Here is a 25257-nt window from a genome sequence, read left to right on the forward strand (position 1 = left end):
AGGCACAAAGGATATACAACCTCGCGCACACCCGAGCATTCGTTTCACACTTTTTCACACAGCACCTACACAGCTTCACAGCGGTCCTGGCGGCATGCCCTTAGCATGCCGCAGTCATCATTGGGGTATCAGCATGTCGAAAAACCTGTTTGCGCCGTTCTGCCTGTTGTTGCTGGCAGCCGCGCTGAGCGCTTGCGACCGGGCCTCCACTGCCGAAGAGCAGGCGCCGTTGGCCAAGGTCCGGATCGAAACCGTCGAGACTCGCCCGTTGTCGATCAGCAGCGAACTGAGCGGGCGCATCGCCGCGCCGCGTATCGCCGAGGTGCGTGCACGGGTGGCCGGGGTGGTGCTGCAGCGGACCTTCCGCGAAGGCACCGACGTCAAGCAGGGCGACGTGCTGTTTCGCATCGATCCGGCGCCGTTCAAGGCCGACCTCGACAGCGCCCTGGCCAGCCTGCGCAAGGCCGAGGCCAACGCCTTCCAGGCTCGCTTGCAGGAGCAGCGCTACGCCCAGTTGATCGAAGACCAGGCCATCAGCGCCCAGGAATACGACAACGCCCGGGCCAACGCGCGCCAGACCGCCGCCGACGTAGCCGCCAACCAGGCCGCCGTGCAGCGCGCCCGGCTGAACCTGGGCTATGCCACCGTCACCGCGCCGATTTCCGGGCGCGTCGGCCGCGCCCTGGTCACCGAAGGCGCGCTGGTGGGCCAGAACGAGACCACGCCGCTGGCGCTGATCCAGCAGTTGGACCCAATCCACGCCGACCTCACCCAGTCGACCCGCGAGCTCAACGACCTGCGCCGCGCCTTCCGCGCCGGCCAGTTGCAGCAGGTCGGCCAGGACCAGGCCAAGGCCACGCTGATCCAGGACGACGGCAGCCTCTACCCGCTGCCGGGCAAGCTGCTGTTCGCCGACCTCAGCGTCGACCCGAGCACCGGCCAGATCATCCTGCGCAGCGAGTTCCCCAACCCGGACCTCGACCTGCTGCCCGGCAGCTTCATTCGCGTACGCCTGGAGCAGGCGGTGAACCGCCAGGGCATCAGCGTGCCGCAGCGGGCCATCCAGCGCGACAGCGCCGGCATCGCCCAGGTGCTGCTGGTGGATGCCGAGCAGCGGGTGGTGCAGCGTCCGGTGCAACTGGGCGCCGTGCAACAGGACCGCTGGATCGTCAGCGAAGGCCTCAAGGCCGGCGACCGTATCGTCGTCGAGGGCCTGCAGCACGCCCGTCCGGGCGAAAAGGTGCAGATCGACGACAGCCCTCTTCCCCTTGCCCAGACCACTGGACAGTAGGTAGGAACCCTCATGCCGCAATTCTTTATCGACCGTCCGGTGTTCGCCTGGGTGGTCGCCCTGTTTATCCTGCTGGCCGGCGCCCTCTCCATCCCGCAGTTGCCGGTGGCGCAGTACCCCAACGTCGCCCCGCCGAGCATCGAGATCTACGCCGTGTACCCGGGCGCCTCGGCGCAGACCGTGGACGAAAGCGTGGTCAGCCTGATCGAGGAAGAGCTCAACGGCGCCGACCACCTGCTGTACTTCTCGTCCCAGAGCAGCCTGGGCAGCGCCACCATCACCGCCACCTTCCAGCCGGGCACCAACCCGGAAATGGCCCAGGTCGACGTGCAAAACCGCCTCAAGGTGGTCGAGCCGCGCCTGCCGCAAGCGGTGACCCAACAGGGCTTGCAGGTGGAGAAGGTCTCGGCCGGCTTCCTGCTGCTGATCACCCTCACCTCCAGCGACGGCAAGCTCGACGACACCGCGCTCAGCGATTACCTGGCGCGCAACGTGATGAACGAGATCCGCCGCCTGGACGGGGTCGGCAAGGCCCAGCTGTACGGCGCCGAGCGCGCCATGCGGGTATGGATCGACCCGCAGAAGCTGATCGGCTTCAACCTGACCCCGGCCGACGTCAACGCGGCGATCGTCGCGCAGAACGCCCAGGTCTCGGCCGGCAGCATCGGCGACCTGCCGAGCCACTCGAGCCAGGAAATCACCGCCACGGTCTTGGTCAAGGGCCAGCTGTCGACCCCGCAAGAGTTCGCCGACATTGTCCTGCGGGCCAATCCGGACGGCTCCACCGTGCGCATCGGCGACGTCGCCCGGGTGGAAGTCGGCAGCCAGGAATACCAGTTCTCCACGCGCCTCAACGGCAAGCCTTCCACCGCGGTCGGCGTGCAGCTGTCGCCGGGGGCCAACGCCCTGAGCACCGCGACCCTGATCCGGGCGAAGATGGACGAGCTGTCGCGCTACTTCCCGGCCGGCGTGGAATACAAGATCCCCTACGATACCTCGCCCTTCGTCAAGGTCTCGATCACCAAGGTGGTCTACACCCTAGGCGAAGCCATGTTGCTGGTGTTCGCGGTGATGTTCCTGTTCCTGCAGAACATCCGCTACACCCTGATCCCGACCCTGGTGGTGCCCGTGGCGCTGATGGGCACCTTCGCCACCATGCTGGCGCTGGGTTTCTCGATCAACGTGCTGACCATGTTCGGCATGGTCCTGGCCATCGGCATCCTGGTGGACGACGCCATTGTGGTGGTGGAGAACGTCGAACGGATCATGGCCAGCGAGGGCCTGTCGCCCCGGGAGGCGACGCGCAAGGCAATGCAGCAGATCACCGGCGCCATCGTCGGCATCACCCTGGTGCTGGTGGCGGTGTTCCTGCCGATGGCCTTCATGCCCGGTTCGGTGGGCGTCATCTACCAGCAGTTCTCGCTGTCGATGGCCACCTCGATCCTGTTCTCGGCCTTCCTCGCCCTGACCCTGACCCCGGCCCTGTGCGCCACCCTGCTCAAGCCGATCGCCAAGGGCGAGCACCATGAAAAAGGCGGCTTCTTCGGCTGGTTCAACCGGCGCTTCGAAAACCTCAGCGACGGCTACCAGCGCTGGGTCGCCTACGCGCTGAAACGCTGCGGCCGCTACCTGCTGGTGTACGGCGTGCTGCTGGTGGCCCTGGGGCTGCTGTTCAGCCGCCTGCCCTCTTCGTTCCTGCCGGTGGAAGACCAGGGCTACACCATCACCGACATCCAGCTGCCACCGGGCGCGAGCAAGAACCGCACGATCCAGGTGGTGGAACAGATCGAGGCGCACAATGCCAGCGAGCCGGGGGTCGGCGACAGCACGGTGATTCTCGGCTTCAGCTTCTCCGGCAGCGGGCAGAACGCCGCGCTGACCTTCACCACCCTCAAGGACTGGTCGCAGCGCGGCAGCGACGACTCGGCGCAATCCATCGCCGACCGCGCCAACGCCGCCTTCAGCGAAATCAAGGACGCGGTGTCCTACGCCGTGCTGCCACCGCCGGTGGACGGCCTGGGCACCTCCAGCGGCTTCGAGTTCCGCCTGCAGGACCGCGGCGGCCTCGGCCATGCCGCGCTGATGCAGGCCCGCACCGACTTGCTGGCCGCCGCGGAAAAGAGCCCGATCCTCGCCAACGTGCGCGAAAGCGCCCTGGCCGAGGCGCCGCAGGTGCACCTGGAAGTCGACCGCAAGCAGGCCAATGCCCTGGGCGTGTCCTTTGCCGACATCGGCAATGTGCTGTCCACCGCGGTCGGTTCCAGCTACATCAACGACTTCCCCAACCAGGGGCGGATGCAGCGGGTGGTGGTCCAGGCCGAGGGCGATCGACGCAGCCAGGTGGAAGACCTGCTGAAGATCAACGTGCGCAACAACCTCGGCAAGATGGTGCCGCTGTCGGCCTTTGCCCAGGCGCGCTGGACCCAGGGCCCGACCCAGTTGACCCGCTACAACGGCTACCCGGCCATCAGCATTTCCGGCGAGCCGAGCGCGGGCCACAGCACCGGCGAGGCCATGGCGGAAATCGAGCGCCTGGTCAGCCTGCTGCCCACCGGCCTGGGCCAGGAATGGACCGGCCTGTCATTGCAGGAACGCCTGTCCGGCAGCCAGGCGCCGCTGTTGCTCGGGCTGTCGCTGCTGATCGTGTTCCTGTGCCTGGCGGCGCTGTACGAGAGCTGGTCGATTCCGACCTCGGTGCTGCTGGTGGTGCCCCTGGGCGTGCTCGGCGCGGTGCTCGCGGTGACCCTGCGCGGCATGCCCAACGACGTGTTCTTCAAGGTCGGGCTGATCACCATCATCGGCCTGTCGGCGAAAAACGCGATCCTGATCATCGAGTTCGCCAAGAGCCTGTACGACGAAGGCCACGACCTGGTGGACGCCACGGTGCAGGCCGCGCGCCTGCGCCTGCGGCCGATCGTCATGACCTCGCTGGCCTTCATCCTCGGCGTGGTGCCCCTGGCCATCGCCAGCGGCGCCAGTTCGGCCAGCCAGCAGGCCATCGGCACCGGGGTGATCGGCGGCATGATCACCGCGACCCTGGCGGTGGTATTCGTGCCGGTGTTCTTCGTGGTGGTGATGAGGCTGGTCAGGCGCAACGGCAAAAAAGCGGTGAGCGTCACGGCGCCAGGAGCGGCCGAATAGTCATGCGGCGGCGGGTCTTCAGCGTATCGCGTGATCGCTGAAGACTTATCGAGCGATCGTTGAAGGCTTATCGAGTCATCGTTAAAGACTCATCGCGAGCAAGCTTCGCTCCTCCACAAGAGCCATGTAACCGCAGGGGCCACCGCCCCTGCGGCGACGGCATGCTAAGGTTTGCGGCAAATCCGCCACTGCGAGCCGCCATGTCCCTTCTTGTACGTACCCACCCTCGCCTGACCATCGGCGCCCTTATCGGCCTGGCCGCAGGCGTCCTGGTGCCGGCCGACACCCTGATCAGCAAGATTCTCATCGGCTGGAACGCCGGGGTCTGGAGCTACCTGGCGCTGATGTGCTGGCTCACCGCGCAGTCCAAGGCCGACGATGTGAAACGCATTGCCGAGGTCGAGGACGAAAACGCCGGGCTGGTGTTGTTCATGGTCTGCATCGCGGCCATCGCCAGCCTCGCCGCCATCACCCTCTCGCTGTCCGGCAGCAAGGACCTGGAAACCGGCCGGCGCCTGCTGCATTACGCCTTTACCGGCCTCACGGTGATCGGCTCCTGGCTGCTGATCGGGGTGATCTTCAGCGTGCACTACGCCCGCCTCTACTACACCTGGGGCGGCAAGGACCCGGCGCTGCGTTTTCCCGAAGGCCTGACCACCCCCAATTACTGGGACTTCCTGTACTTCTCCTTCACCATCGGCGTGGCGGTGCAGACTTCCGACGTCGGCGTCGCCACCCGCGAGCTGCGCAAGATCGTCCTGGCCCAGTCGCTGATCGGTTTTCTGTTCAACACCGCGATCCTCGGGTTTTCCATCAACATCGCCGCCGGGCTGTTCGGTTGAAGCCGCACAAATCTTCTAGACCCGCCCTGGCCGGCGGGTGCTAACTGTCACGCTCGCCCTTGCCACGGACACTTCATGAACGCGCACAACTGGATCGATCTGGCCCAGGACGCCGACACCGGCATCGAAACCCTGCGCGCCCATTTCACCGGCCATGCCTACGACCCTCACTGGCATGACAGCTACCTGGTGGGCGTGACCGAAGAAGGCGTGCAGCAGTTCCACTGCCGGCGCGAGCGTTTTCACAGCACCCCGGGCAAGGTGTTCCTGCTTGAGCCCGGGGAAATCCATGACGGCGATGCCCCTACCGAAAGCGGCTTCACCTACCGCATGCTGTACCTCGACCCGCACTGGCTGGAGCGTGAACTGAGCGCGCTGTTCGAAGAGGCGCCGGCCGACAGCCAACTGAGTTTCGCCACCACCCTGGCCAGCGACCAGCGCCTGGCCCTGGCCACCAGCAATGCCTTCCAGAGCCTGCACCACGGCGAGCTGCGCATCGTCCGCCAGAGCGCCATGGACCAGTTGCTCGACCAGCTCACCGGCCACCTGCACTGGCGCAAGCGCTACCACGCAGACCCGCGCCTGCCCCTGGTGGCGCACAAGGCCCGGGATTATCTGCATGCCCACGCCCAGCAGGACATCAGCCTGGACGAGCTGGGCGCGGTCTGCGGCGTCGATCGCTTCCGCCTGACCCGCGCCTTCAAGGCCGCCTATGGCCTGCCGCCCCACGCCTACCTGGTGCAATTACGCCTGGCCAAGGCCCGGCGCCTGCTGGCCCGCGGCGAACAGCCGGCCGAGGTGGCCATGGCCCTGGGGTTCGCCGACCAGAGCCATATGGGCCGCTGGTTCGTCCGCGCCTATGGCCTGACCCCGGCGGCCTACCGCAAGCGCTGCTCAAACCTTCCAGACGCCTGAACCCGCACCGGCGAAGATCGCCTCCCTCGATCTTCACTGGAGCCTGCCCACGATGTTCTCCTTCTTGCCTTCCCTGCCTAGCCTGCTGCCCTTCCTGCTGTTCGCCTTCGTCGCCTCGATCACCCCGGGGCCGACCAATATCCTGGTGCTGAGCAACAGCGCCCGCTACGGCTTCAAGGCCGCGCTGCCGATCGTTCTCGGCGCCTGCCTGGCCGCCTCCGGCATAGTCGTGCTGGTGGGCAGCGGCCTCGGCCGCACGCTGATGGAAGTGCCCGGCCTGCCGAGCGCCATGCGCTGGGCCGGGGTGATCTGGTTGAGCTACCTGGCCTGGCAGATCTTCCGTGCCCCGGCCGCGTCCCTCGACCCACAAGCGAACACCCACCACCAGCGCCTGGGCCTGCTTGGTGCCGCCAGCCTGCAACTGGTCAACCCGAAAACCTGGATGATGGCCCTGGCCGTGATCAGTGTGTTCGCCGGCAACGGCAGCGAACGCCAGGACCAGGTGTTGTACCTGTCGCTGGTGTTTTTCCTGGTGTCCCTGCCCTGCCTGGGCGCCTGGGCGCTGCTCGGCGCCGGCTCCGCCCGGCTGCTGCGTTCGCCCCTGGCGTTGCAGCGTTTCAACCAGGGCATGGCGCTGTTGTTGCTGGTCTCGGCCTGGGCGAGCCTGTGGGCCTGAGGCCAGCGAGTCGCCCCAGTGCAAGAGCCGGTCGCCTGAGGGCGCGTTCATAACGGTCTGCGTTACCTAAAGTGGTGGGCACGGCGCAACAAGACGCCGCCTCTGACAATAACGACCTGCCGGACGAGACCCTGTGATGAAAACCCTGTTCAAGCCTTGTCTCCCGCTGCTCTGCGGCGCCCTGCTCCTGAGTGCCAATGCCTGGGCCAGCGAGCCCGCTTCCTGCAAGACCGTGCGCATGGGCGTGGTCAACTGGACCGACGTCATCGCCACCAGCGGCATGGCCGACGTGCTGCTGACCGGCCTCGGTTACGACAGCAAACAGACCAGCGCCGTGCAGCAGATCATCTTCGCCGGCATCCGCGACAAGCGCCTGGACATCTTCCTCGGCTACTGGCAACCGGCGATGGACAAGAACATCGCGCCGTTCCTCGAGGCCGGGCAGGTCAAGGTCCTGGACCAGCCGAGCCTGGCCGACGCCCAGGCCACCCTCGCCGTGCCGGATTATGTCGCCGCCGCGGGCCTGAAGACCTTCGCCGACATCGCCCGCTTCAAGGAGCAACTGGGCGGCAAGATCTATGGCATCGAGCCCGGCAGCGGCGCCAACACCACCCTCAAGACGATGATCGATAGCGACCGCTTCGGCCTCAAGGGCTTCAAGCTGGTGGAGTCCGGCGAGGCCGGCATGCTCGCGGCGGTGCAACGGGCGATCAACCGCAAGGAGTTCGTGGTCTTCGTCGGCTGGACCCCGCACCCGATGAACATCAACATGCGGATCGCCTACCTGACCGGCAGCGAAGACGTCTACGGCCCCAACGAAGGCGCGGCCAGGGTGTCCACCGTCACCGCGCCGGACTACGCCGAGCGCTGCCCCAACGTCCAGCGCCTGCTGCAAAACCTGACCTTCAGCGCGGCCCAGGAAAGCCAGCTGATGGTGCCGATCATGGAACGCAGGACGCCCCAGGACGTGGCGCGGCAATGGCTGCGCGAGCACCCCGAAGACCTGCAACGCTGGCTGGCCGGGGTCAGCAGCTTCGAAGGCAAGGACGGCGTGGCGGCGGTGCAGGCCAGCTTGAAATAGTGGCGTCCTGCCGGTCTCATCGCGAGCCAGCTCGCGATGGCCCTCTTCCAGACAACGGACACTCCCGCCCATGCGCCACTACCCGCTCTCTCGCCAACTCGCCGCCTTCGTCGAGCGCACCCTGAGCTTCACCAGCCCCGACAACAGCCCCCAGCGCCTGCGCGACAACTACAGCCGCATGTGCCAGGCATTCACCCCGCCCCGTCCCGAGGGCCTGCGGGTCAGCGAATTGCAACTGGCCGGGGTGCCGGCGCGCGCCTATTGCCCCGCCATTCCGATGCCCGCGGACGGCTGGCCTTGCCTGTTGTACCTGCACGGTGGCGGCTGGGTGGTGGGCGACCTGGATTCCCACGACTTCATCACCGCCTACCTGGCGGCGCAGTTGCAGGTGCTGGTGATTGCCGTGGATTACCGCCTGGCGCCGGAGCATCCGTTTCCCGCCGCCTTCGACGATTGCCTCGCGGCCTGGCGCGCCTTGCAGGCCGGCGCCAGCCCCTTTGCCCTGGATGCCCGGCGGCAGCTGGTGATCGGCGACAGCGCCGGCGGCAATCTCGCCGCGGCCTTGTGCCTGGCCCTGCGCGATGCCGGCGAACAACTGCCCGCCGCCCAGGTGCTGCTGTACCCCGGCCTCGGTGGCGCCGCCGACCTGCCCTCGCGCAGCCAGTGCGCCGACGCGCCGCTGCTCGGCAGCAATGACCTGGACACCTACCAGGCCCTGTACCTGCCCGGCCCGGAACGGCATTCGCCCTATGCCCGGCCCTTGCTGGCCACGGATTTCAGTGGCCTGCCCGCTGCCTTTATCGCCCTGGCGCAGTTCGACCCGCTGCGCGACGACGGCGCGCTGTATCACCAGCGGCTGCTGGCCGCCGACGGCCACAGCCAGCTGTACCCGGGCCTCGGCCTGGTGCATGGCTGCCTGCGCGCCCGGGGCCTGGCGCCGGAGGTGGATGCGCTGTACCGCGCCTTGCTCGACTACCTGCAGGCCTGTCTCGAATAGTCTTTCTTCAGCGAAACCGCGTGGTCCTTTCGCGGGCTAGCCGGATCGCCGCCCGCTCGCTCCTACAGACAACTCGCAACCCCGTAGGCGCGAGGCTTGCCCGCGATCACCTGCAACGCCGGTGCCAGACACCTCCTCTGCCAAAGAAGACCGCCCGCAATCGACTGCATGACATTTTTTTCATGCCGCTGGCGCTGATCGCGCTTGACGGCGAAAGCGCTTTGTTGTTTCCTGAAACCGGTTTCAGCAATGCGGCAGAACGTCGCACCTGGAGCGGATACACCCCATAACAAGAACGCTAAAGACAGGTCGCCGCCCGTGAACAGTTTTTCCGCCGCCCAGCGCAGCCGCGTCACCATGCTCGATGTCGCCGAACGCGCCGGGGTCTCCAAGGCCAGCGTGTCGCGCTTTATCGGCGAAGACCGCGCCCTGCTCTCCGATGCCATCGCCCTGCGCATCGAACAGGCCATCAGCGAGCTGGGCTACCGCCCGAACCAGATGGCCCGTGGCCTGAAACGCGGGCGCACGCGCCTGATCGGCATGCTGGTGGCCGATATCCGCAACCCCTATTCGATTGCCGTGATGCATGGCGTGGAAACCGCCTGCCGCCAGCACGGCTACAGCCTGGTGGTGTGCAACACCGACCGCGACGACGAGCAGGAGCGCCAGCACCTGGCCAACCTGCGCTCGTACAACATCGAAGGCCTGATCGTGAACACCCTGGGCCATCATCTGGACGAACTGCGCGAACTGCATCGGGAAATGCCCATGGTCCTGGTGGACCGCAAGGTCGAGCAGCTGCACAGCGACCTGGTTGGCCTGGACAACCCGCAAGCCGTGCGCAGCGCCATCGAACACCTGCAAGAACGCGGCTACCGCGACCTGCTGCTGGTCAGCGAACCCCATGACGGCACCAGCTCGCGGATCGAGCGCAGCAACAGTTTCAAGGCGCAGATCGAGCAACGCCCGGCGTTGCAAGGCGCGGCGGTGGAAACCGGCGCCGCGCTGAGCCAGCAGCTGCAACAGTTCCTCGCCGCCCCCGGCCCCGGTCCGAAAGCGCTGTTCTGCGCCAACGGCGTCGCCGCCCTGGCCGCGACCCGGGCCTTGCGCGAGCTGGGCTGCCCGTTGTTCGACGAGATCGGCCTGATCGCCCTCGACGACCTCGACTGGTACCCGCTGGTGGGCAGCGGCATCACCGCCCTCGCCCAACCCACCGAACGCATCGGCGCCAGCGCCTTCGAGTGCCTGCTCAAGCGTTTGCGCGGCGATGTCGAGCCGCTGCGGGTGCTGGACTTCCCGGCCGAGCTGATCGTCCGCGGCTCCACCCGTCAACGAGGCCCCCTGTAACCACTGATCGACTGGGGAATCGCGCTGCCGGTGTAGCCGCTGCCGAGCCTGCGAGGCTGCGATCGGCAACGCAGTTGCCACAAAACCTGCGTCGGCGATCTGCCTGGAAAACGCTTCGGCCGGGTTACCACGGCTACGCCGCCGATCGCAGCCTGCGGCAGCGGCTACAGGGAACGGCGCAGGCATGAAGATAGGGAAATGAGCTTCTTTTTGGGGGCTTTTTTTGAGCAGAAAATGAAACCGGTTTCAGAGGCCATGACCATGAATAAATCGCCTGTCTCCATCAGCCTGTCCAGCTACGGCGCCGACCGCGTTCGTGAGCAGGGCCAGGGCAGTTTCATCGAGGTGCTGGCCGCCGCCGGCGCGTCGCGCATCGAATGGCGCGAAGAGCTGCTGACCGTCGAAGACCCGTCCCAGCTGGCCCGGGCCACCCGCGAGCGGCAACTGGAAAGCGTGTTTTCTTCGCCGCTGGAACTCTGGGTGGCCGGGCGTTCCCGGGCCAACCCGCTGCTGGAACAGGCGCTGCAACGGGCCGAGGCCTTCGGCGCAAAAAGCCTCAAGGTGTCCCTGGGGTATTTCACCGAGCACAACGACCTGTCCCAGCTGGCCCTGCTGCTGGCGCAGTCCCCGGTGCATTTGCTGGTGGAAAACGACCAGACCCTGCACGGCGGGCGCATCGAACCCTTCCAGCGCTTCTTCGCCGAGGTCGAGCGCCATCGCCTGCCGGTGCAGATGACCTTCGACATCGGCAACTGGCAGTGGCAGGACCAGTCCGCCTCCGTCGCCGCGCGCCTGCTCGGCCGACATGTCGGCTACGTGCACTGCAAGGCCGTGGCCCGGCGCGCCGACGGCAAGCTGGTAGCGATACCGCCGGGCATGGCCGACCTGCACCTGTGGGAACAATTGCTGCGGCACATGACTCAAGGCGTGACCCGGGCCGTGGAATACCCGCTGCAAGGCGAAGACCTGGTGCAGCTGACCCGCGAACACGTCGCCACCCTCGCCCGCCTCGGCCAGTCCCGCCTGGAGCACGCCCATGTCTGAGCTCGATATCCTGTCGTTCGGTGAAACCATGGCGATGTTCGTCGCCGAACAGAGCGGCGACCTGGCCCAGGTCGGCCACTTCCACAAACGCATCGCCGGCGCCGACAGCAACGTGGCCATCGGCCTGTCACGCCTGGGCTTCAAGGTCGGCTGGCTGAGCCGGGTCGGCGCCGACTCCCTGGGGCGCTTCGTCGTCGACAGCCTGCAGGCCGAAGGCGTGGACTGCCGCTACGTCGCCACCGACCGGCAACACCCCACCGGTTTCCAGCTCAAGTCCCTGGAAGAACACGGCGACGATCCGCGGGTGGAGTACTTCCGCCGCGGTTCGGCGGCCAGCCACCTGAGCGTCGCCGACATCGCCCCCCAGCTGCTGCGCGCCCGGCACCTGCACGCCACCGGCATTCCCCCGGCGCTCTCGGCCTCGGCCCGGGAGCTGTCCCACAGCCTGATGAGCAAGATGCGCGCGGCCGGCCGCAGCGTGTCCTTCGACCCCAACCTGCGGCCCGGCCTGTGGGGCAGCGAACAACTGATGATCGACGAAATCAACCGCCTGGCCGTGCTCGCCCATTGGGTGCTGCCGGGCTTGAGCGAAGGCCGCCTGCTGACCGGCTATGAAGACCCGGCCGATATCGCCGCGTTTTACCTGGGCCAGGGCGTCGAGGTCGTGGCGATCAAGCTCGGTGCCCATGGCGCCTATTACCGCACCCCGTTGCACGAAGGTTTCGTCGAAGCCGTGCCGGTGACCCAGGTGGTCGACACCGTGGGCGCCGGCGACGGTTTCGCCGTCGGCCTGATCAGCGCCCTGCTGGAAAACCACAGCGTCGCCGAAGCGGTGCAGCGCGCCAACTGGATCGGCAGCCGCGCGGTGCAGAGCCGCGGCGACATGGAAGGTTTGCCGAGCCGCGATGAATTACCGACGGTCGCTGCGCGACCGATCGCGAGCAAGCTCGCTCCTACAGGGGCTGCGCAAGTTCTGTAGGAGCGAGCTTGCTCGCGATAAAACCGTGAAAACAACACCGCCTGATTGAACCAACGCGTTACCTGTTGCGACAAAAACAACAAGCTCAGGAGCACCCTTATGCAAACGCTGAAACTCGCCACCCGCCGCTGGTGGTACATCATGCCCATCGTGTTCATCACCTACAGCCTGGCGTACCTGGACCGCGCCAACTATGGGTTCGCCGCCGCCTCCGGGATGGCCGCCGACCTGATGATCACCCCGGGCCTGTCGTCCCTGCTCGGCGCCTTGTTCTTCCTCGGTTACTTTTTCTTCCAGGTACCGGGGGCGATCTACGCGCAAAAACACAGCGTCAAGAAGCTGATCTTCGTCAGCCTGATCCTCTGGGGCGGCCTGGCCACCCTCACCGGCGTGGTGTCCAACGCCTACTGGCTGATCGCCATCCGCTTCATGCTCGGGGTGGTCGAAGCCGCGGTGATGCCGGCGATGCTGGTCTACCTGTGCCACTGGTTCACCCGGGCCGAACGCTCGCGGGCCAACACCTTCCTGATCCTCGGCAACCCGGTGACCATGCTCTGGATGTCGGTGGTCTCGGGGTACCTGGTGGAGCATTTCAGCTGGCGCTGGATGTTCATCATCGAAGGCCTGCCGGCGGTGCTCTGGGCCTTTATCTGGTGGCGCCTGGCCGATGACCGCCCAAGCGCGGCAAAGTGGCTCAGCGACCAGGAAAAACACGACCTGGAAAGCGCCCTGGCCGCCGAACAGGTGGGCATCAAGGCGGTGAAGAACTACGCCGAAGCCTTCCGCTCGCCCAAGGTGATCATCCTCGCCCTGCAGTTCTTCTGCTGGAGCATCGGTGTCTACGGCTTCGTCCTGTGGCTACCGTCGATCCTCAAGCACGGCGCGCAGATGGACATGGTCGAGGCCGGCTGGCTGTCGGCGCTGCCTTACCTGGCCGCGGTGATCGCCATGCTCGGGGTGTCCTGGGGCTCGGACCGGATCCAGAAGCGCAAGCGTTTCGTCTGGCCGCCGCTGCTGATCGCCTCCTTCGCCTTCTACGGCTCGTACCTGCTGGGCGCCGAGCACTTCTGGTGGTCCTACAGCCTGCTGGTGATCGCCGGCGCCTGCATGTACGCGCCTTACGGTCCGTTCTTCGCCATCGTCCCGGAGATCCTCCCGGCCAACGTCGCCGGCGGCGCCATGGCGCTGATCAACAGCATGGGCGCCCTGGGCTCGTTCGGCGGCTCCTACCTGGTGGGCTACCTGAACAGCGCCACCGGCTCGCCCGGCGCCTCCTACCTGCTGATGAGCGGTGCGCTGCTGCTGTCGGTGCTGCTGACCCTCTTTCTCAACCCGGGCGCCAGCGACCGCCAGCGCAGCGCGCTGCCGGTACGTCGCCGCCTGGCGCATTCCTGAATCGAACAAGGTGAACCCCATGAAAAAACAGGTCGTGCTGTACAAGAAACTCTCGCCGCCGCTGATGGCCCGCCTGCACGAGCAGGCCCAAGTGACCCTGATCGAAGACCTCAGCGCCCAGGGCCTGGCCAAGCTGCGCAGCGCCCTGCCCACCGCCCAGGGCCTGCTCGGCGCCAGCCTGCGCCTGGACGCCGAACTGCTGGACCTGGCGCCACGCCTGGAAGCGGTGGCCAGCGTGTCGGTGGGCGTCGACAACTACGACATCGACTACCTGACCCGGCGCCACATTCTGCTCAGCAACACCCCGGATGTGCTCACCGAAACCACCGCCGACACTGGTTTCGCCCTGATCCTGGCCAGCGCCCGGCGCGTGGTGGAGCTGACCAACCTGGTGCGCGCCGGCCAGTGGAGCCGCAATATCGGCCCGCTGCATTTCGGCAGTGACGTGCACGGCAAGACCCTGGGCATCATCGGCATGGGGCGGATCGGCGAAGCCCTGGCCCAGCGCGGTCATTTCGGCTTCGGCATGCCGGTGATCTACCACAGCAACAGCCCGAAGCCGGCGGTGGAACAACGTTTCGGCGCCCGCTACTGCAGCCTGCCGGAGCTGCTGCAACAGGCCGACTTCATCTGCCTGACCCTGCCGCTGACGGAGCACACCCAGGGCCTGATCGGCCGCGAAGAGTTCGCCCTGATGCGCCCGGAAAGCATCTTCATCAATATTTCCCGGGGCAAGGTGGTGGACGAACAGGCGCTGATCGAAGCCTTGCAGCAACGGCGGATTCGCGCGGCCGGGCTGGATGTGTTCGAGCGCGAACCCCTGGGCCACGACTCGCCGCTGTTGCAGCTGAACAATGTGGTGGCCACCCCGCACATCGGCTCGGCGACCTTCGAGACCCGCGAGGCCATGGCCCGCTGCGCGGTCGACAACCTGCTGGCGGCCCTGGCCGGCCAGCGCCCGGCCAACCTGGTCAACCCCCAGGCCTGGGAGCGCCGCAAGGCCGCGGTGTGACGCGGTGACCGTGCGATCCACCCTGTAGCCGCTGCCGCAGGCTGCGACAGGTCCGCAGGACCTCGGCGTCCTGAAGATCGCCACGACCGTTCCGGTCGATCGCAGCCTACGGCAGCGGCTACAGGGGCGGCGGCGTTTCGACGATCGCAGCCTGCGGCAGCGGCTACAGGCTCAGCGGCGTTTTGAGGTTCGGCCTTCGAGCAGGTCCTGGGTGCAACGCACGATCCGCTGGCAGGCGTCCGCCAGACGCTGTTGATCCACCACCAGGCCGATACGGATATGCCCCGCCGCGCTGGGGCCGAAGGCCTCGCCGGCGAGCACCGAGACGCCGTGCCCTTCCAGCAGCAGCTCGGCGAATTGCTGGGCGCCCAGGCCGGTTTCCCGCACATCGACCATGACGAACATGCCGCCATCGGGCTTGACCGGCTTCAACCCCGGGCATTGGCTCAGTTGCGCACACACCAGGTCGCGGCGCTGGCGATATTCCTCGCGCATCTGTTCCAGTTCCGGCAGGTCGGCGTCCAGCGCCACCACCGCGGCGTTCTGCACGAAATCCGGCAACCCGTACAGCATGCACAGCGCCAGATGGCTCAAGTGCCCGGCCAGGGCCTGGGGCGCTACCACCCAGCCGACTCGCCAGCCGGTCATGGCATGGGACTTGGACAGGCTGTTGATGGTCGCCGTGCGTTCGGCCATGCCCGGCAGGCTGCCGGGGCTGATGTGTTCGCCGTCGAACAGCAGGTCGCTGTAGACCTCGTCGGAGATCAGCCACAGGTCATGCTCGACGCACAGGCGCGCCAGGGCCTGCCAGGTTTCCCGGGACAGGCTGGCGCCGGAGGGGTTGTTCGGGCTGTTGAGCATCAGCGCGCGGGTCTTGGGCGTGATACGCGCGGCGACCGCGGAGGGCTCGACGCGAAAACCGTTCTCCGGGCGCACCGGAATCGGCAGCACCTTGGCCCCGCAGGCACCGAACACCCCTTCGTAGGTGACGTACATCGGCTCGGCCACCAGCACCTCGTCGCCGGGGTCGAGCAGGCACTGGGCCACGGAAAACACCGCGCACTGCGCCCCCGGCAACACCACCACATGCTCGGCGTCCACCGCCTGGCCGCTGCGGGAGGCATGGCGGTGGGCGATGCGGGTGCGCAGCGAACGATTGCCGCGCACCTCCGAATAGTGAGTGTCGCCCGCCAGCAGGCTATCGATGGCGGCCTGGACGATCGGCCGCGGGGTGTCGAAATCCGGGTCGCCGATGGTCAGCAGCAGCACATCGACGCCCTCCTCGCGCAGCTCCAGGGCACGGTAGTGAATCTGCCAGGCCGCGGCACCTTCGCCGGCGATCCGTTGGGTCAAGGCTGAATAGCGCATCTCGCTCTCCTTGGGCACGCATTCCAACAACCCTAACTCAAATCACAAAGCGCGCCACCATCGCATTCAAATCCACCGCCAGGCGCGACAGCTCATGGCTGGCGGCGCTGGTCTGGTTGGCCCCGGCGGCCGACTGGGTGGCCAGGTCGCGGATATTCACCAGGTTGCGATCGACCTCGCGGGACACCTGGGCCTGCTCTTCCGAGGCGCTGGCGATCACCAGGTTGCGCTCGTTGATCAGGTTGATCGATTCGGCGATCTGCTCCAGGGCCACGCCGGCGGCGCGGGCCATTTCCAGGGTGCTCTGGGTACGCTGGTTGCTTTGCTGCATCGACTGCACCGCCTCGCCGGTGCCGTTCTGGATGCCGGCGACCATCTTTTCGATTTCCTGGGTCGATTGCGCGGTGCGATGAGCCAGAGCCCGCACCTCGTCGGCCACCACCGCGAACCCGCGCCCGGCCTCGCCGGCGCGAGCCGCCTCGATGGCCGCGTTGAGGGCCAGCAGGTTGGTCTGCTCGGCGATGGCACGGATCACGTCAAGCACCTTGCCGATGTCGCGGCCCTGGGTGGCCAGGCCTTCGATCATCACCGAAGTGCTCTGCACGTCGTGGGTCATGGTCTGGATCGCGTCGACGGTTTCTACCACCCGGTCGCGGCCTTCGCGGGCGGCCTGGGTCGACTGGTGCGAGGCTTCGGAGGTCGACACGGCGTTGCGCGCCACCTCTTCCACGGCGGCGGTCATTTCGTTGACGGCGGTGGCCGCCTGTTCGATTTCGTTGTTCTGCTGCTGCAAGCCACGGGAGGCTTCCTCGGTGACCGCGCTGAGTTCTTCCGAGGCCGAGGCCAGCTGGGTGGCCGAGCCGGAGATCTGCTCGATGGTCTTGCGCAGGTTGCCCTGCATCTCGTTCAGCGCCACCAGCAGGCGGGCCGGCTCGTCCTTGCCGTCGACCTCGATGGCCTGGGTCAGGTTGCCCCCGGCGATGGTCTGCGCGGCCAGCAGCGCGCGGTTCAACGGGGTGACGATGCTGCGGGTCAGCAGCAGGGCCAGTATTACCGTGAGCAGGGCCGCGACCACCGCCACGGCGATGATGCCGGTGATGGCGCCGCGGTAATGCTCACCGGCCATATCCGAGGCCTGGGTGGCCCCGGCGTTGTTGATCGCCACCAGCTTGTTCAACTGCTCGCCCATCTGGTCGGTGCCGTCCTTGATCCGCGTGTTGATCAGGGTGCGCAGCTCCTCGAGCTTGTTCTGTCGCGACAGCTCCAGCATGTCGTTCTGCGCTTGCAGGTACTTGTCCAGGGTGGCCGCGAAGGTCTTGTACAGGGCCACTTCCTCTTCCCCCGCCGGCAAGGCGGCGTAGCTGGCCTGGGCCTGCTTGAGCTTGTCCACCAGCACGCCGATGCGCGTCTGCGCTTCCTGCAGGCCGGCCGGCTCGCGGTTGACCAGTACCCGGAACGAGAGAATCCGCAGGCGCAGCACGTTTTCGGTGACGTTGCCGAGGAACCCTACGCTGGGCAGCTGGTTGCTTTCCATTTCCAGGGAGGCCTGTCGGATGATCGACATGCGGTTGACGGCGAACACACCCAGCGCGATGACCAGCAACGCGATGAACGCAAAACCGAGGAAAGCTCGAGGCGCGATATTCATATTACGTAGGGACATAGGATGACTCTCGGGAATTGAGGACTGCGAGCATCCATGCACTGAACCCTGTCACCAGCGGCGGCTGGCGGCCTGACAGGTGGGCGCCACTGTTGTAGTTGGTCTGTGGGCCTAATAGCGATATCGGCCGGGCTTTAGGTTTTTTGCAGGCCCCGGCGAAAATATTTTTCGTCGCCCGGGAGTGTTTCACCGCTGAGACAGATCGCCTGGCAAGCTCGCTGCCAGCCTCCATGACCGGCCTCCATGCCCCCATGACCACCCCATGACCACCCCATGAAAAGTGCAATTCATTCGCCGGAAAAGCCATTCAGTCGCCGCCCCGTCCTGCCCATCATGGGCCCCAGCTCGCAATGGCAATTCATAACAACAACGACTGGAGTGGATGATGAAACCCGAAGACTTCCGTGCCGAGACCAACCGCCCGCTGACCGGCGCCGAATACCTGGCCAGCCTGCGCGACGATCGCGAAATCTACATTTATGGCGACCGGGTCAAGGACGTGACCCGCCACCCGGCGTTTCGCAACTCCGCCGCCTCCATGGCGCGCCTGTATGACGCCCTGCACGACCCCGAGACCAAGGACAAGCTGTGCTGGGCCACCGACACCGGCAACGGCGGCTACACCCACAAGTTCTTCCGCTCGGCGAAAAGCGCCGACGACCTGCGCCAGCAGCGCGACGCCATCGCCGAGTGGTCGCGCCTGACCTACGGCTGGATGGGCCGCAGCCCGGACTACAAGGCCGCCTTCGGCAGCGCCCTGGGCGCCAACCCGGAGTTCTATGGCAAGTTCGCGGACAACGCCCGCACCTGGTACAAGCGCATCCAGGAAGCCTGCCTATACCTCAACCACGCCATCGTCAACCCGCCGATCGACCGCGACAAGCCGGTGGACCAGGTCAAGGACGTGTTCATCTCGGTGGACGAGGAAGTCGAAGGCGGGATCATCGTCAGCGGCGCCAAGGTGGTGGCCACCAACTCGGCCCTGACCCACTACAACTTCGTCGGCCAGGGTTCGGCGCAGCTGTTGGGCGACAACACCGACTTCGCCCTGATGTTCATCGCGCCGATGAACACCCGCGGCATGAAGCTGATCTGCCGCCCGTCCTATGAACTGCAGGCCGGCATGACCGGCTCGCCGTTCGACTACCCGCTGTCCAGCCGCTTCGACGAGAACGACGCGATCCTGATCATGGACAAGGTGTTCATCCCCTGGGAAAACGTGCTGATCTACCGCGACTTCGAGCGCTGCCGGCAGTGGTTCCCACAGGGCGGTTTCGGCCGGCTGTTCCCGATGCAGGGCTGCACCCGGCTGGCGGTCAAGCTCGACTTCATCACCGGGCTGCTGGTCAAGGCCTTGCAGTGCACCGGTTCCCTGGAGTTTCGCGGGGTGCAGGCGCAGGTTGGCGAAGTGGTGGCCTGGCGCAACCTGTTCTGGTCGCTGACCGACGCCATGCACGGCAACGCCAGCGAATGGCTCAATGGCGCCTTCCTGCCCAGCGCCCAGGCCTTGCAGGCCTACCGGGTACTGGCGCCCCAGGCCTACACCGACATCAAGAAGATCATCGAGCAGGTGGTGGCCAGCGGCCTGATCTACCTGCCGTCCGGCTCCCGCGACCTCAAGGACCCGATGCTCAACCAGTACCTGAGCACTTATTGCCGGGGTTCGGCGGGCATGGGCCACGAGGAGCGGATCAAGATCCTCAAGCTGCTGTGGGATGCCATCGGCACCGAGTTCGGCGGCCGCCACGAGCTGTACGAAATCAACTACGCCGGCAGCCAGGACGAAATCCGCATGCAATGCCTGCGCCATGCCCAGGCCACCGGCTCGATGAAAGCCATGACCGACCTGGTGGACCAATGCCTGGGCGACTACAATCTCGACGGCTGGACGGTGCCACACCTGACCAATCCGGACGACATCAACATGCTCGACCGCATCCGCCAGTAACCACTGCCTCGCTTCTGTAGGAGCGAAGCTTGCTCGCGATAAGACGTGAACGATGACGCGCGGCATCTGCGACTCCACGTTGGCTTGAGGTTTTTCGCGGCAATCGAGCGTCGAGCGACGGCTCCTGCAAATACCGTGGTTCAATCCCGAGGAAAGGAATCTCTCATGACTCAACTTGATCCCAAGCAACAAGCCTTTCGCAACGCCATGGCGCACATGACCGCGGCGGTCAACGTCATCACCAGCAACGGCCCGGCCGGACGCTGCGGCATCACCGCCACCGCGGTCTGCTCGGTCACCGACAGCCCGCCCAGCCTGATGGTCTGCGTCAACCGCAACAGCGCCCTGAACCCGGTGTTCAAGCGCAACGGCCAGCTCTGCATCAACGTGCTCTGCGGCGAACACGAAGAGGTCGCCCGGCACTTCGCCGGCATGACCGGGGTGGAGATGGAGCAGCGCTTCAGCCTGCACCCCTGGCGCGACGGCCAGGGCGCCCTGCCGGTGCTCGACGGCGCCCTGGCCAGCCTGCAGGGACGCATCACCGAGGTGCAGGAAGTCGGCACCCACTCGGTGATGCTGGTGCAGCTGGATGAGATCTGCGTGGGCGAACACGGCGATTCGCTGGTGTATTTCAGCCGTGGTTTCCATCGTTTGCAGCGGGCTGTCCAGGCGGCCTGATCTTCTGATCTTCTGTAGGAGCGGCCGGTCGACGTTCGATTGCTCGCGATAGCCGCGCAGCGGCAATGGACCTGCCAACGCGCGTTATCGTTGCAGATTGATCGCGAGCAAGCCTCGCTCCTACAGAAACCAATATCCCCGCCAGCCCCCTTCATCCTGCATCTGTAGGATAGCGATCCCCCACCAACCCGACGATACTCGTGCCCAGGCCCTGCCCACGTCCCTGGACGTTCCGGTCCTTACTGACTCCGTGACGAAAACAATAAGAACGTCGCACAGAGGAACACCCCCATGAGCCGTCATGAACATGGTCACGCCAGCCTGCTGCAAGCCTTCAGCTCGCTGACCCTGGAGTTGCAGCGCCTGGCGCAGCACAAGGACATCGAACATTTCCATGGCCATGCGCTGAACCGCATCGGCCAGTTGCTGCCCTTCGACAGCGCCTGGTGGGGCCGCGCCGCGTTGATCGACGGCCTGCCGGAAGAACACAGCTCCTACCTCCATCACTTGCCCCCCAGCTACCTGCCGGACTGGCAATCGATCAAGCACGTCGACGTCACCGTCGGCCGGGTCCATGCACACCCGGGCCGGGCGGTGATCGTCGACATGCGCGACCCGGCCAACGGCCCCGGCCTGAACTGGCTGGGCACAACCTATGGCATCGGCGAGCTGCTGTGCGTGGTGTACATCGACCCGCAGACCCACCTCAGCGACCACCTGGCGCTGTACCGCGCCCCCGGCGCCAAACGCTTCGACGCCGACGACTGCCTGCTGCTGAACAACCTGATGCTGCACCTGGTGGCCGCGGTGTCGGCCAACCAGATCCGCACCCTGGTGGCCATGCGCGAAACCCTCACCAGCCCGCGCAACCTGGCGCTGGCGGTGTGCGACCAGCGCGGCACCCTGCACTGCGCCGAACGCGGCTTCGTCGACCTGCTGCTCGGCGAGTGGCCGGACTGGAGCGGCCCCTGCCTGCCCGTGCCCATGGCCGATGGCGGTTACGAAGGCCGGCACCTGCAATACGAGGCCTCGCCGGTGGGCGACCTGTTCCTGCTCGCCGCCCGCGGCCGCACGCTGCTGACCCAGCTCAGCCCACGGGAAAACGACGTGGCCCTGGGCTTCGGCGAAGGCAAGACCTACAAGGAAATCGCCCGCGAGCTGGGCCTGTCGCCGAACACCGTGCGCCATCACATCCGCGCCATCTACAACAAGCTCGGGGTCAAGGACAAGACCCGCATCGCCCATCTGCTGCACGCCCCACCCGACTGACGTTTACCTCCCTCGCTGACTGACTTTCGCGCTGTCGTTTTGACGGCCACGGGCCGCTTTTGCCCTTTTTCCAGCCACTGCCGCGTACCGGCGAGCGCTTCGCCGCACAACAACTCAAAGAAGAGAGGTTACGCCCATGACCAGAACGCTTGCGCACCACACCGCCCTGGCCGTCACCGGCGCCCTGCTGAACCTGGACGCCAGCGCCGCCGACCTTAACGCCCGCGACTTCTTCGGCGCGCCCTCGGGCACCAGCCTGGGCGTGCTGTACCTGCCGGCGACCCGCGCCGACGACTTCCACGGCCCTGCCGACAGCACCGGCAAGGCCGAGCTGAAGGTCAACGCCCTGGCCTATCGCCAGGTATTTTTCACCGACATCTGCGGCACCCTGTGCACCCCGCAATTCATCGTGCCTTTCGCCGATATCGACGCGCGCCTGCCCGGTGCCAATCGCCACACCGGGGAAAGCGGCTTCGGCGACCCACAGGTCGGCGGCACCCTGTTTTTCATCAACGACCCGGCCAGCCGAACCTACAGCGGCCTGCTGACCCTGATCACCCTGCCGGTGGGCGAATACCACGGCGACAACCCGGATGTCTCGCCGGGCGCCAACCGCTGGGGCGCGACCTTCGTTTACAACTACACCCAGGGCGTCGGCGAGAAGTGGGTGCTGGAAGCCAACCTCGAAGCCCAGCTCTACGGCAAGAACGACGATTACTTCGGCAGCGACCTGAAGCAGGACCCGCTGTACCGCCTGCAAGCCTTCGCCTCCTATGACTTCACCAGCAGCACCTATGGCGCCCTGCGGCTGATCCACGCCGACGGTGGCGAGCTGCGGATCAATGACCAGCGCATCGACGACACCCACAAGCGCTACACCCAGGTCGGCTTCGAGGTCGGCCACTGGCTGGACCAGCAGAACCAGCTGATGTTCGGCCTCTCGCAAAACGTCGCCACCCGTAACGGCTACCACGGCACCGACGCCTTGCTGCGTCTGGTCCACGTGTTCTGAAGCGTTTTTCCGGAGCTACCCACCATGACGCCCCCCATGATCGACAAGAGCCAGGCGCTCACCGGCGAGCAGCCGCACACCACGTCATCCCTGGCTTTGCTGGCGGCCATCGTGCTGTTCGCCGCCATCACCCCGACCATCCTCATGACCGCCCCGGCGGTGGCCGCGCAACTGGCCAGCCAATGGCAACTGAGCCCGTCGCAGATCGGCGACCTGTTTTCCACCGAACTGGGGGCCATGAGCCTGGCCACCCTGCCCGCCTTCTGGTGGCTCAAGCGCGTCGACTGGCGCCGCGCGGCGCTACTGGCCGGGGCGCTGTTCATAGTCACCAACCTGCTGTCGATCTGGGCCCAGGGTTATGGCGCGCTGCTGGCCCTGCGTTTCTGCAGCGCCCTGGCCGGCGGTTCGCTGATGATCATCTGCCTGTCCAGCGCCGCCTCCACCGCCAACCCCAGCCGGACCTACGGCCTGTGGGTCATGGGCCAACTGGTGGTTGGGGCAATCGGCCTGAGCATTCTGCCGCGGTTGTTCGAGCATTACGGCCTGGCGGCCTGCTACCTGCTGCTGGCGCTGCTGATGAGCCTGTGCCTGCCCCTGGCGCGTTACTTTCCCCAGGGCGCGCCGCCCCCGGAAAAAACCGCGGGGCAGGCCGCCGCCGCGCCGAAGTGGCAGGCGCTGTGCGGCATTCTCGGCATCCTCGGCTTCTATATCAGCCTCAGCGGGGTCTGGACCTTTATCGGTTCGATCAGCGCCAAGGCCGGCATCTCCGCGCAAGCCAGCGGCGAGCTGCTGGCCGTCGCCACGGTCATGGGTATCGTCGGCGCCGGCTGCGCCTCGCTGATCGGCAATCGCCTGCCGCGCCTGCTGTTGCTGCTGTTCGGCTACAGCCTGATGGCCGGCTCGGTGCTATTGCTGCTGGGCGCGCCGCCCCTGGCGCGCTTCGCCCTCGCCGCCCTGGTCTTCAAGTTCACCTGGACCTTCATCCTGCCGCTGATCCTCGCCTGCCTGGCCGACCTCGACCGCTCCGGCAAGCTGATGAACGCCTCCAACCTGGTGATCGGCGGCGGCCTGGCCATCGGCCCCGCGCTGGCCGGGCGGCTGATCGAAAGCACCGGCGGCTTCCAGCCCCTGCTGATCGGCGGGGCCGGCCTGACCCTGCTGTCGCTGGCGCTGATCCTCGGCTGCCGGCGCGGCACCTGAACCCCTGCCCCCCTGTAGCCGCTGCCGAAGGCTGCGATCGGCCCGCAGGGCCGTTGCGGTTTCCAGATCGCTGAAGGCCTTCGGCCTTATCGCAGCCTTCGGCAGCGGCTACAAATTTTCGCCCCATAGATGGATATGCCCATGACCCGTAAAACCGCGTTTTTCTTCGATGAACTCAGCCTCTGGCACAGCGCCGGGCTGCATGCGCTGACGCTGCCGGTGGGCGGCTGGGTGCAACCGCCCGCCGCGGCCGGGCACGCCGAATCGCCGGAAACCAAGCGCCGCCTGAAAAGCCTGCTGGACGTCTCCGGCCTGACCCGCCACCTGCAGGTGCGCAGCGCCACGGCTGCCAGTGAGGAAGATTTGCTGCGGGTACACAGCGCCGAGTACCTGCAACGCTTCAGGGCCCTGAGCGAGGCCGGTGGCGGCGAACTCGGCCCGCAAGCGCCGATCGGCCCGGGCAGCTACGACATCGCCCGGCTCTCCGCCGGCCTGGCCATCGCCGCGGTGGACACGGTGCTCGGCGGCGAAGCCGACAACGCCTACTCGCTGTCGCGTCCGCCGGGGCACCATTGCCTGGCCGACGGCGCCATGGGCTTCTGCTTCCTGGCCAATATCGCCATCGCCATCGAGGCGGCCAAGGCCAGGCGCGGCCTGGGCAAGGTCGCGGTGATCGACTGGGACGTGCACCACGGCAACGGTACCCAGTCGATCTTCGAGGAGCGCGGCGACGTGCTGACCCTTTCCCTGCACCAGGACGGCTGCTTCCCGCCCGGCTATAGCGGCGAACAGGACCGTGGCCGCGGCGCCGGGCTGGGGGCCAACATCAATATCCCGCTGCTGCCCGGCAGCGGTCACGACGCCTACCTGCATGCCCTGCAACGCATCGTGATCCCGGCCCTGGAGCGCTTCGAGCCGGAGCTGATCATCGTTGCCTGCGGCTACGACGCCAACGCGGTCGACCCGCTGGCGCGGATGCTGCTGCACAGCGACTCGTTCCGCGCCATGACCCGCCAGGTGCGCGAAGCCGCCGAGCGCCTGTGCCAGGGCCGCCTGGTGCTGGTGCATGAAGGCGGTTATTCCGAGGCCTATGTGCCCTTCTGCGGGCTGGCGACGGTCGAGGAGCTGGCCGGCATCAGGACCGCGGTGACCGACCCGATGCTGGAGTTCGTGCAGCTGCAACAGCCGAATCCAGGGTTCCAGGCCTTTCAACGCCAACTGATCGACGATCTGGCGCAAACCTTCTTCAACGACCACTGACCGTAGCCGCTGCCGAAGGCTGCGATCGACCGGAACGGGCGTAACGATCTCCCGACCGCAGGAGGTCCTTCGGACCTATCGCAGCCTGCGGCAGCGGCTGCATGGGTTTGCGAATCTCGCTTGAGGCTGGCCGTAACGG

General features: G+C 66.5%; 20 protein-coding genes. 18 read left to right on the plus strand and 2 right to left on the minus strand.

Going from position 1 to position 25257, the window contains the following annotated elements:
• Positions 1-133: 133 nt before the first annotated feature.
• From BM019_RS21740 to BM019_RS21795, 12 genes are all read left to right on the plus strand, one after another.
• The gene (locus BM019_RS21740; protein ID WP_009044167.1) at positions 134-1291 is read left to right on the plus strand and encodes an efflux RND transporter periplasmic adaptor subunit; all 1158 of its coding nucleotides are present in this window, start codon (positions 134-136) and stop codon (positions 1289-1291) included.
• Between the two features lie 12 nt (positions 1292-1303).
• On the plus strand, positions 1304-4432 hold the full coding sequence (locus BM019_RS21745; protein ID WP_092420158.1) for an efflux RND transporter permease subunit: 3129 nt from the start codon (positions 1304-1306) through the stop codon (positions 4430-4432).
• A gap of 200 nt (positions 4433-4632) precedes the next feature.
• Positions 4633-5274: a DUF1345 domain-containing protein gene (locus BM019_RS21750; protein ID WP_092420161.1), complete on the plus strand. Its 642-nt coding sequence runs from the start codon at positions 4633-4635 to the stop codon at positions 5272-5274.
• 75 nt (positions 5275-5349) lie between these two features.
• The gene (locus tag BM019_RS21755; protein WP_009044170.1) at positions 5350-6189 is read left to right on the plus strand and encodes an AraC family transcriptional regulator; all 840 of its coding nucleotides are present in this window, start codon (positions 5350-5352) and stop codon (positions 6187-6189) included.
• 52 nt (positions 6190-6241) lie between these two features.
• Positions 6242-6865: a LysE family translocator gene (locus BM019_RS21760; RefSeq protein WP_092420164.1), complete on the plus strand. Its 624-nt coding sequence runs from the start codon at positions 6242-6244 to the stop codon at positions 6863-6865.
• 136 nt (positions 6866-7001) lie between these two features.
• The gene (locus BM019_RS21765) at positions 7002-7946 is read left to right on the plus strand and encodes a choline ABC transporter substrate-binding protein (RefSeq protein ID WP_085530663.1); all 945 of its coding nucleotides are present in this window, start codon (positions 7002-7004) and stop codon (positions 7944-7946) included.
• Between the two features lie 70 nt (positions 7947-8016).
• Entirely contained in the window at positions 8017-8943 is a 927-nt protein-coding gene (locus BM019_RS21770; protein WP_092420167.1) for an alpha/beta hydrolase, read from the plus strand.
• A gap of 318 nt (positions 8944-9261) precedes the next feature.
• On the plus strand, positions 9262-10290 hold the full coding sequence (locus tag BM019_RS21775; RefSeq protein ID WP_092420171.1) for a LacI family DNA-binding transcriptional regulator: 1029 nt from the start codon (positions 9262-9264) through the stop codon (positions 10288-10290).
• Between the two features lie 261 nt (positions 10291-10551).
• Positions 10552-11334: a sugar phosphate isomerase/epimerase family protein gene (locus tag BM019_RS21780; protein ID WP_092420461.1), complete on the plus strand. Its 783-nt coding sequence runs from the start codon at positions 10552-10554 to the stop codon at positions 11332-11334.
• Positions 11327-12313, plus strand: coding sequence for a sugar kinase (locus tag BM019_RS21785; RefSeq protein ID WP_092420174.1), 987 nt, complete (start codon positions 11327-11329; stop codon positions 12311-12313). Before BM019_RS21780 ends, BM019_RS21785 begins: the two co-directional genes overlap by 8 nt.
• Before the next feature lie 99 nt (positions 12314-12412).
• A complete protein-coding gene (locus BM019_RS21790; protein WP_009044177.1) occupies positions 12413-13708 on the plus strand; it encodes an MFS transporter in 1296 nt (431 codons plus the stop codon).
• 19 nt (positions 13709-13727) lie between these two features.
• A complete protein-coding gene (locus BM019_RS21795) occupies positions 13728-14720 on the plus strand; it encodes a 2-hydroxyacid dehydrogenase (protein WP_092420177.1) in 993 nt (330 codons plus the stop codon).
• A 171-nt stretch (positions 14721-14891) separates the two neighbouring features.
• Here BM019_RS21795 and BM019_RS21800 read toward each other — a convergent pair whose 3' ends face one another.
• Positions 14892-16088, minus strand: a complete 1197-nt coding sequence (locus BM019_RS21800) for a pyridoxal phosphate-dependent aminotransferase (RefSeq protein WP_092420180.1) — start codon at positions 16086-16088, stop codon at positions 14892-14894.
• Positions 16089-16125: 37 nt separating this feature from the next.
• The gene (locus BM019_RS21805) at positions 16126-17751 is read right to left on the minus strand and encodes a methyl-accepting chemotaxis protein (protein ID WP_092420183.1); all 1626 of its coding nucleotides are present in this window, start codon (positions 17749-17751) and stop codon (positions 16126-16128) included.
• 385 nt (positions 17752-18136) lie between these two features.
• Here BM019_RS21805 and hpaB point away from each other — a divergent pair, with 385 nt between their 5' ends.
• From hpaB to BM019_RS21835, 6 genes are all read left to right on the plus strand, one after another.
• Positions 18137-19699 (plus strand): 4-hydroxyphenylacetate 3-monooxygenase, oxygenase component, encoded by a 1563-nt coding sequence (gene hpaB, locus BM019_RS21810; protein WP_009044181.1) that lies wholly within the window; start codon positions 18137-18139, stop codon positions 19697-19699.
• 165 nt (positions 19700-19864) lie between these two features.
• A complete protein-coding gene (gene hpaC / locus BM019_RS21815) occupies positions 19865-20377 on the plus strand; it encodes a 4-hydroxyphenylacetate 3-monooxygenase, reductase component (RefSeq protein ID WP_092420186.1) in 513 nt (170 codons plus the stop codon).
• Between the two features lie 291 nt (positions 20378-20668).
• Positions 20669-21646 (plus strand): helix-turn-helix transcriptional regulator, encoded by a 978-nt coding sequence (locus tag BM019_RS21820; RefSeq protein WP_009044183.1) that lies wholly within the window; start codon positions 20669-20671, stop codon positions 21644-21646.
• A gap of 136 nt (positions 21647-21782) precedes the next feature.
• The gene (locus BM019_RS21825) at positions 21783-22658 is read left to right on the plus strand and encodes a transporter (RefSeq protein ID WP_092420189.1); all 876 of its coding nucleotides are present in this window, start codon (positions 21783-21785) and stop codon (positions 22656-22658) included.
• Between the two features lie 36 nt (positions 22659-22694).
• Positions 22695-23858, plus strand: a complete 1164-nt coding sequence (locus BM019_RS21830; RefSeq protein ID WP_092420192.1) for an MFS transporter — start codon at positions 22695-22697, stop codon at positions 23856-23858.
• Between the two features lie 141 nt (positions 23859-23999).
• Positions 24000-25118 carry a class II histone deacetylase gene (locus tag BM019_RS21835; RefSeq protein ID WP_092420195.1) on the plus strand — a complete coding sequence of 373 codons (1119 nt, stop codon included), beginning with the start codon at positions 24000-24002 and terminating at the stop codon, positions 25116-25118.
• Positions 25119-25257: the final 139 nt, after the last annotated feature.

Origin of the sequence: Pseudomonas sp. NFPP07 (assembly GCF_900115645.1) — a bacterium.
GTDB classification, from domain to species: domain Bacteria; phylum Pseudomonadota; class Gammaproteobacteria; order Pseudomonadales; family Pseudomonadaceae; genus Aquipseudomonas; species Aquipseudomonas chlororaphis.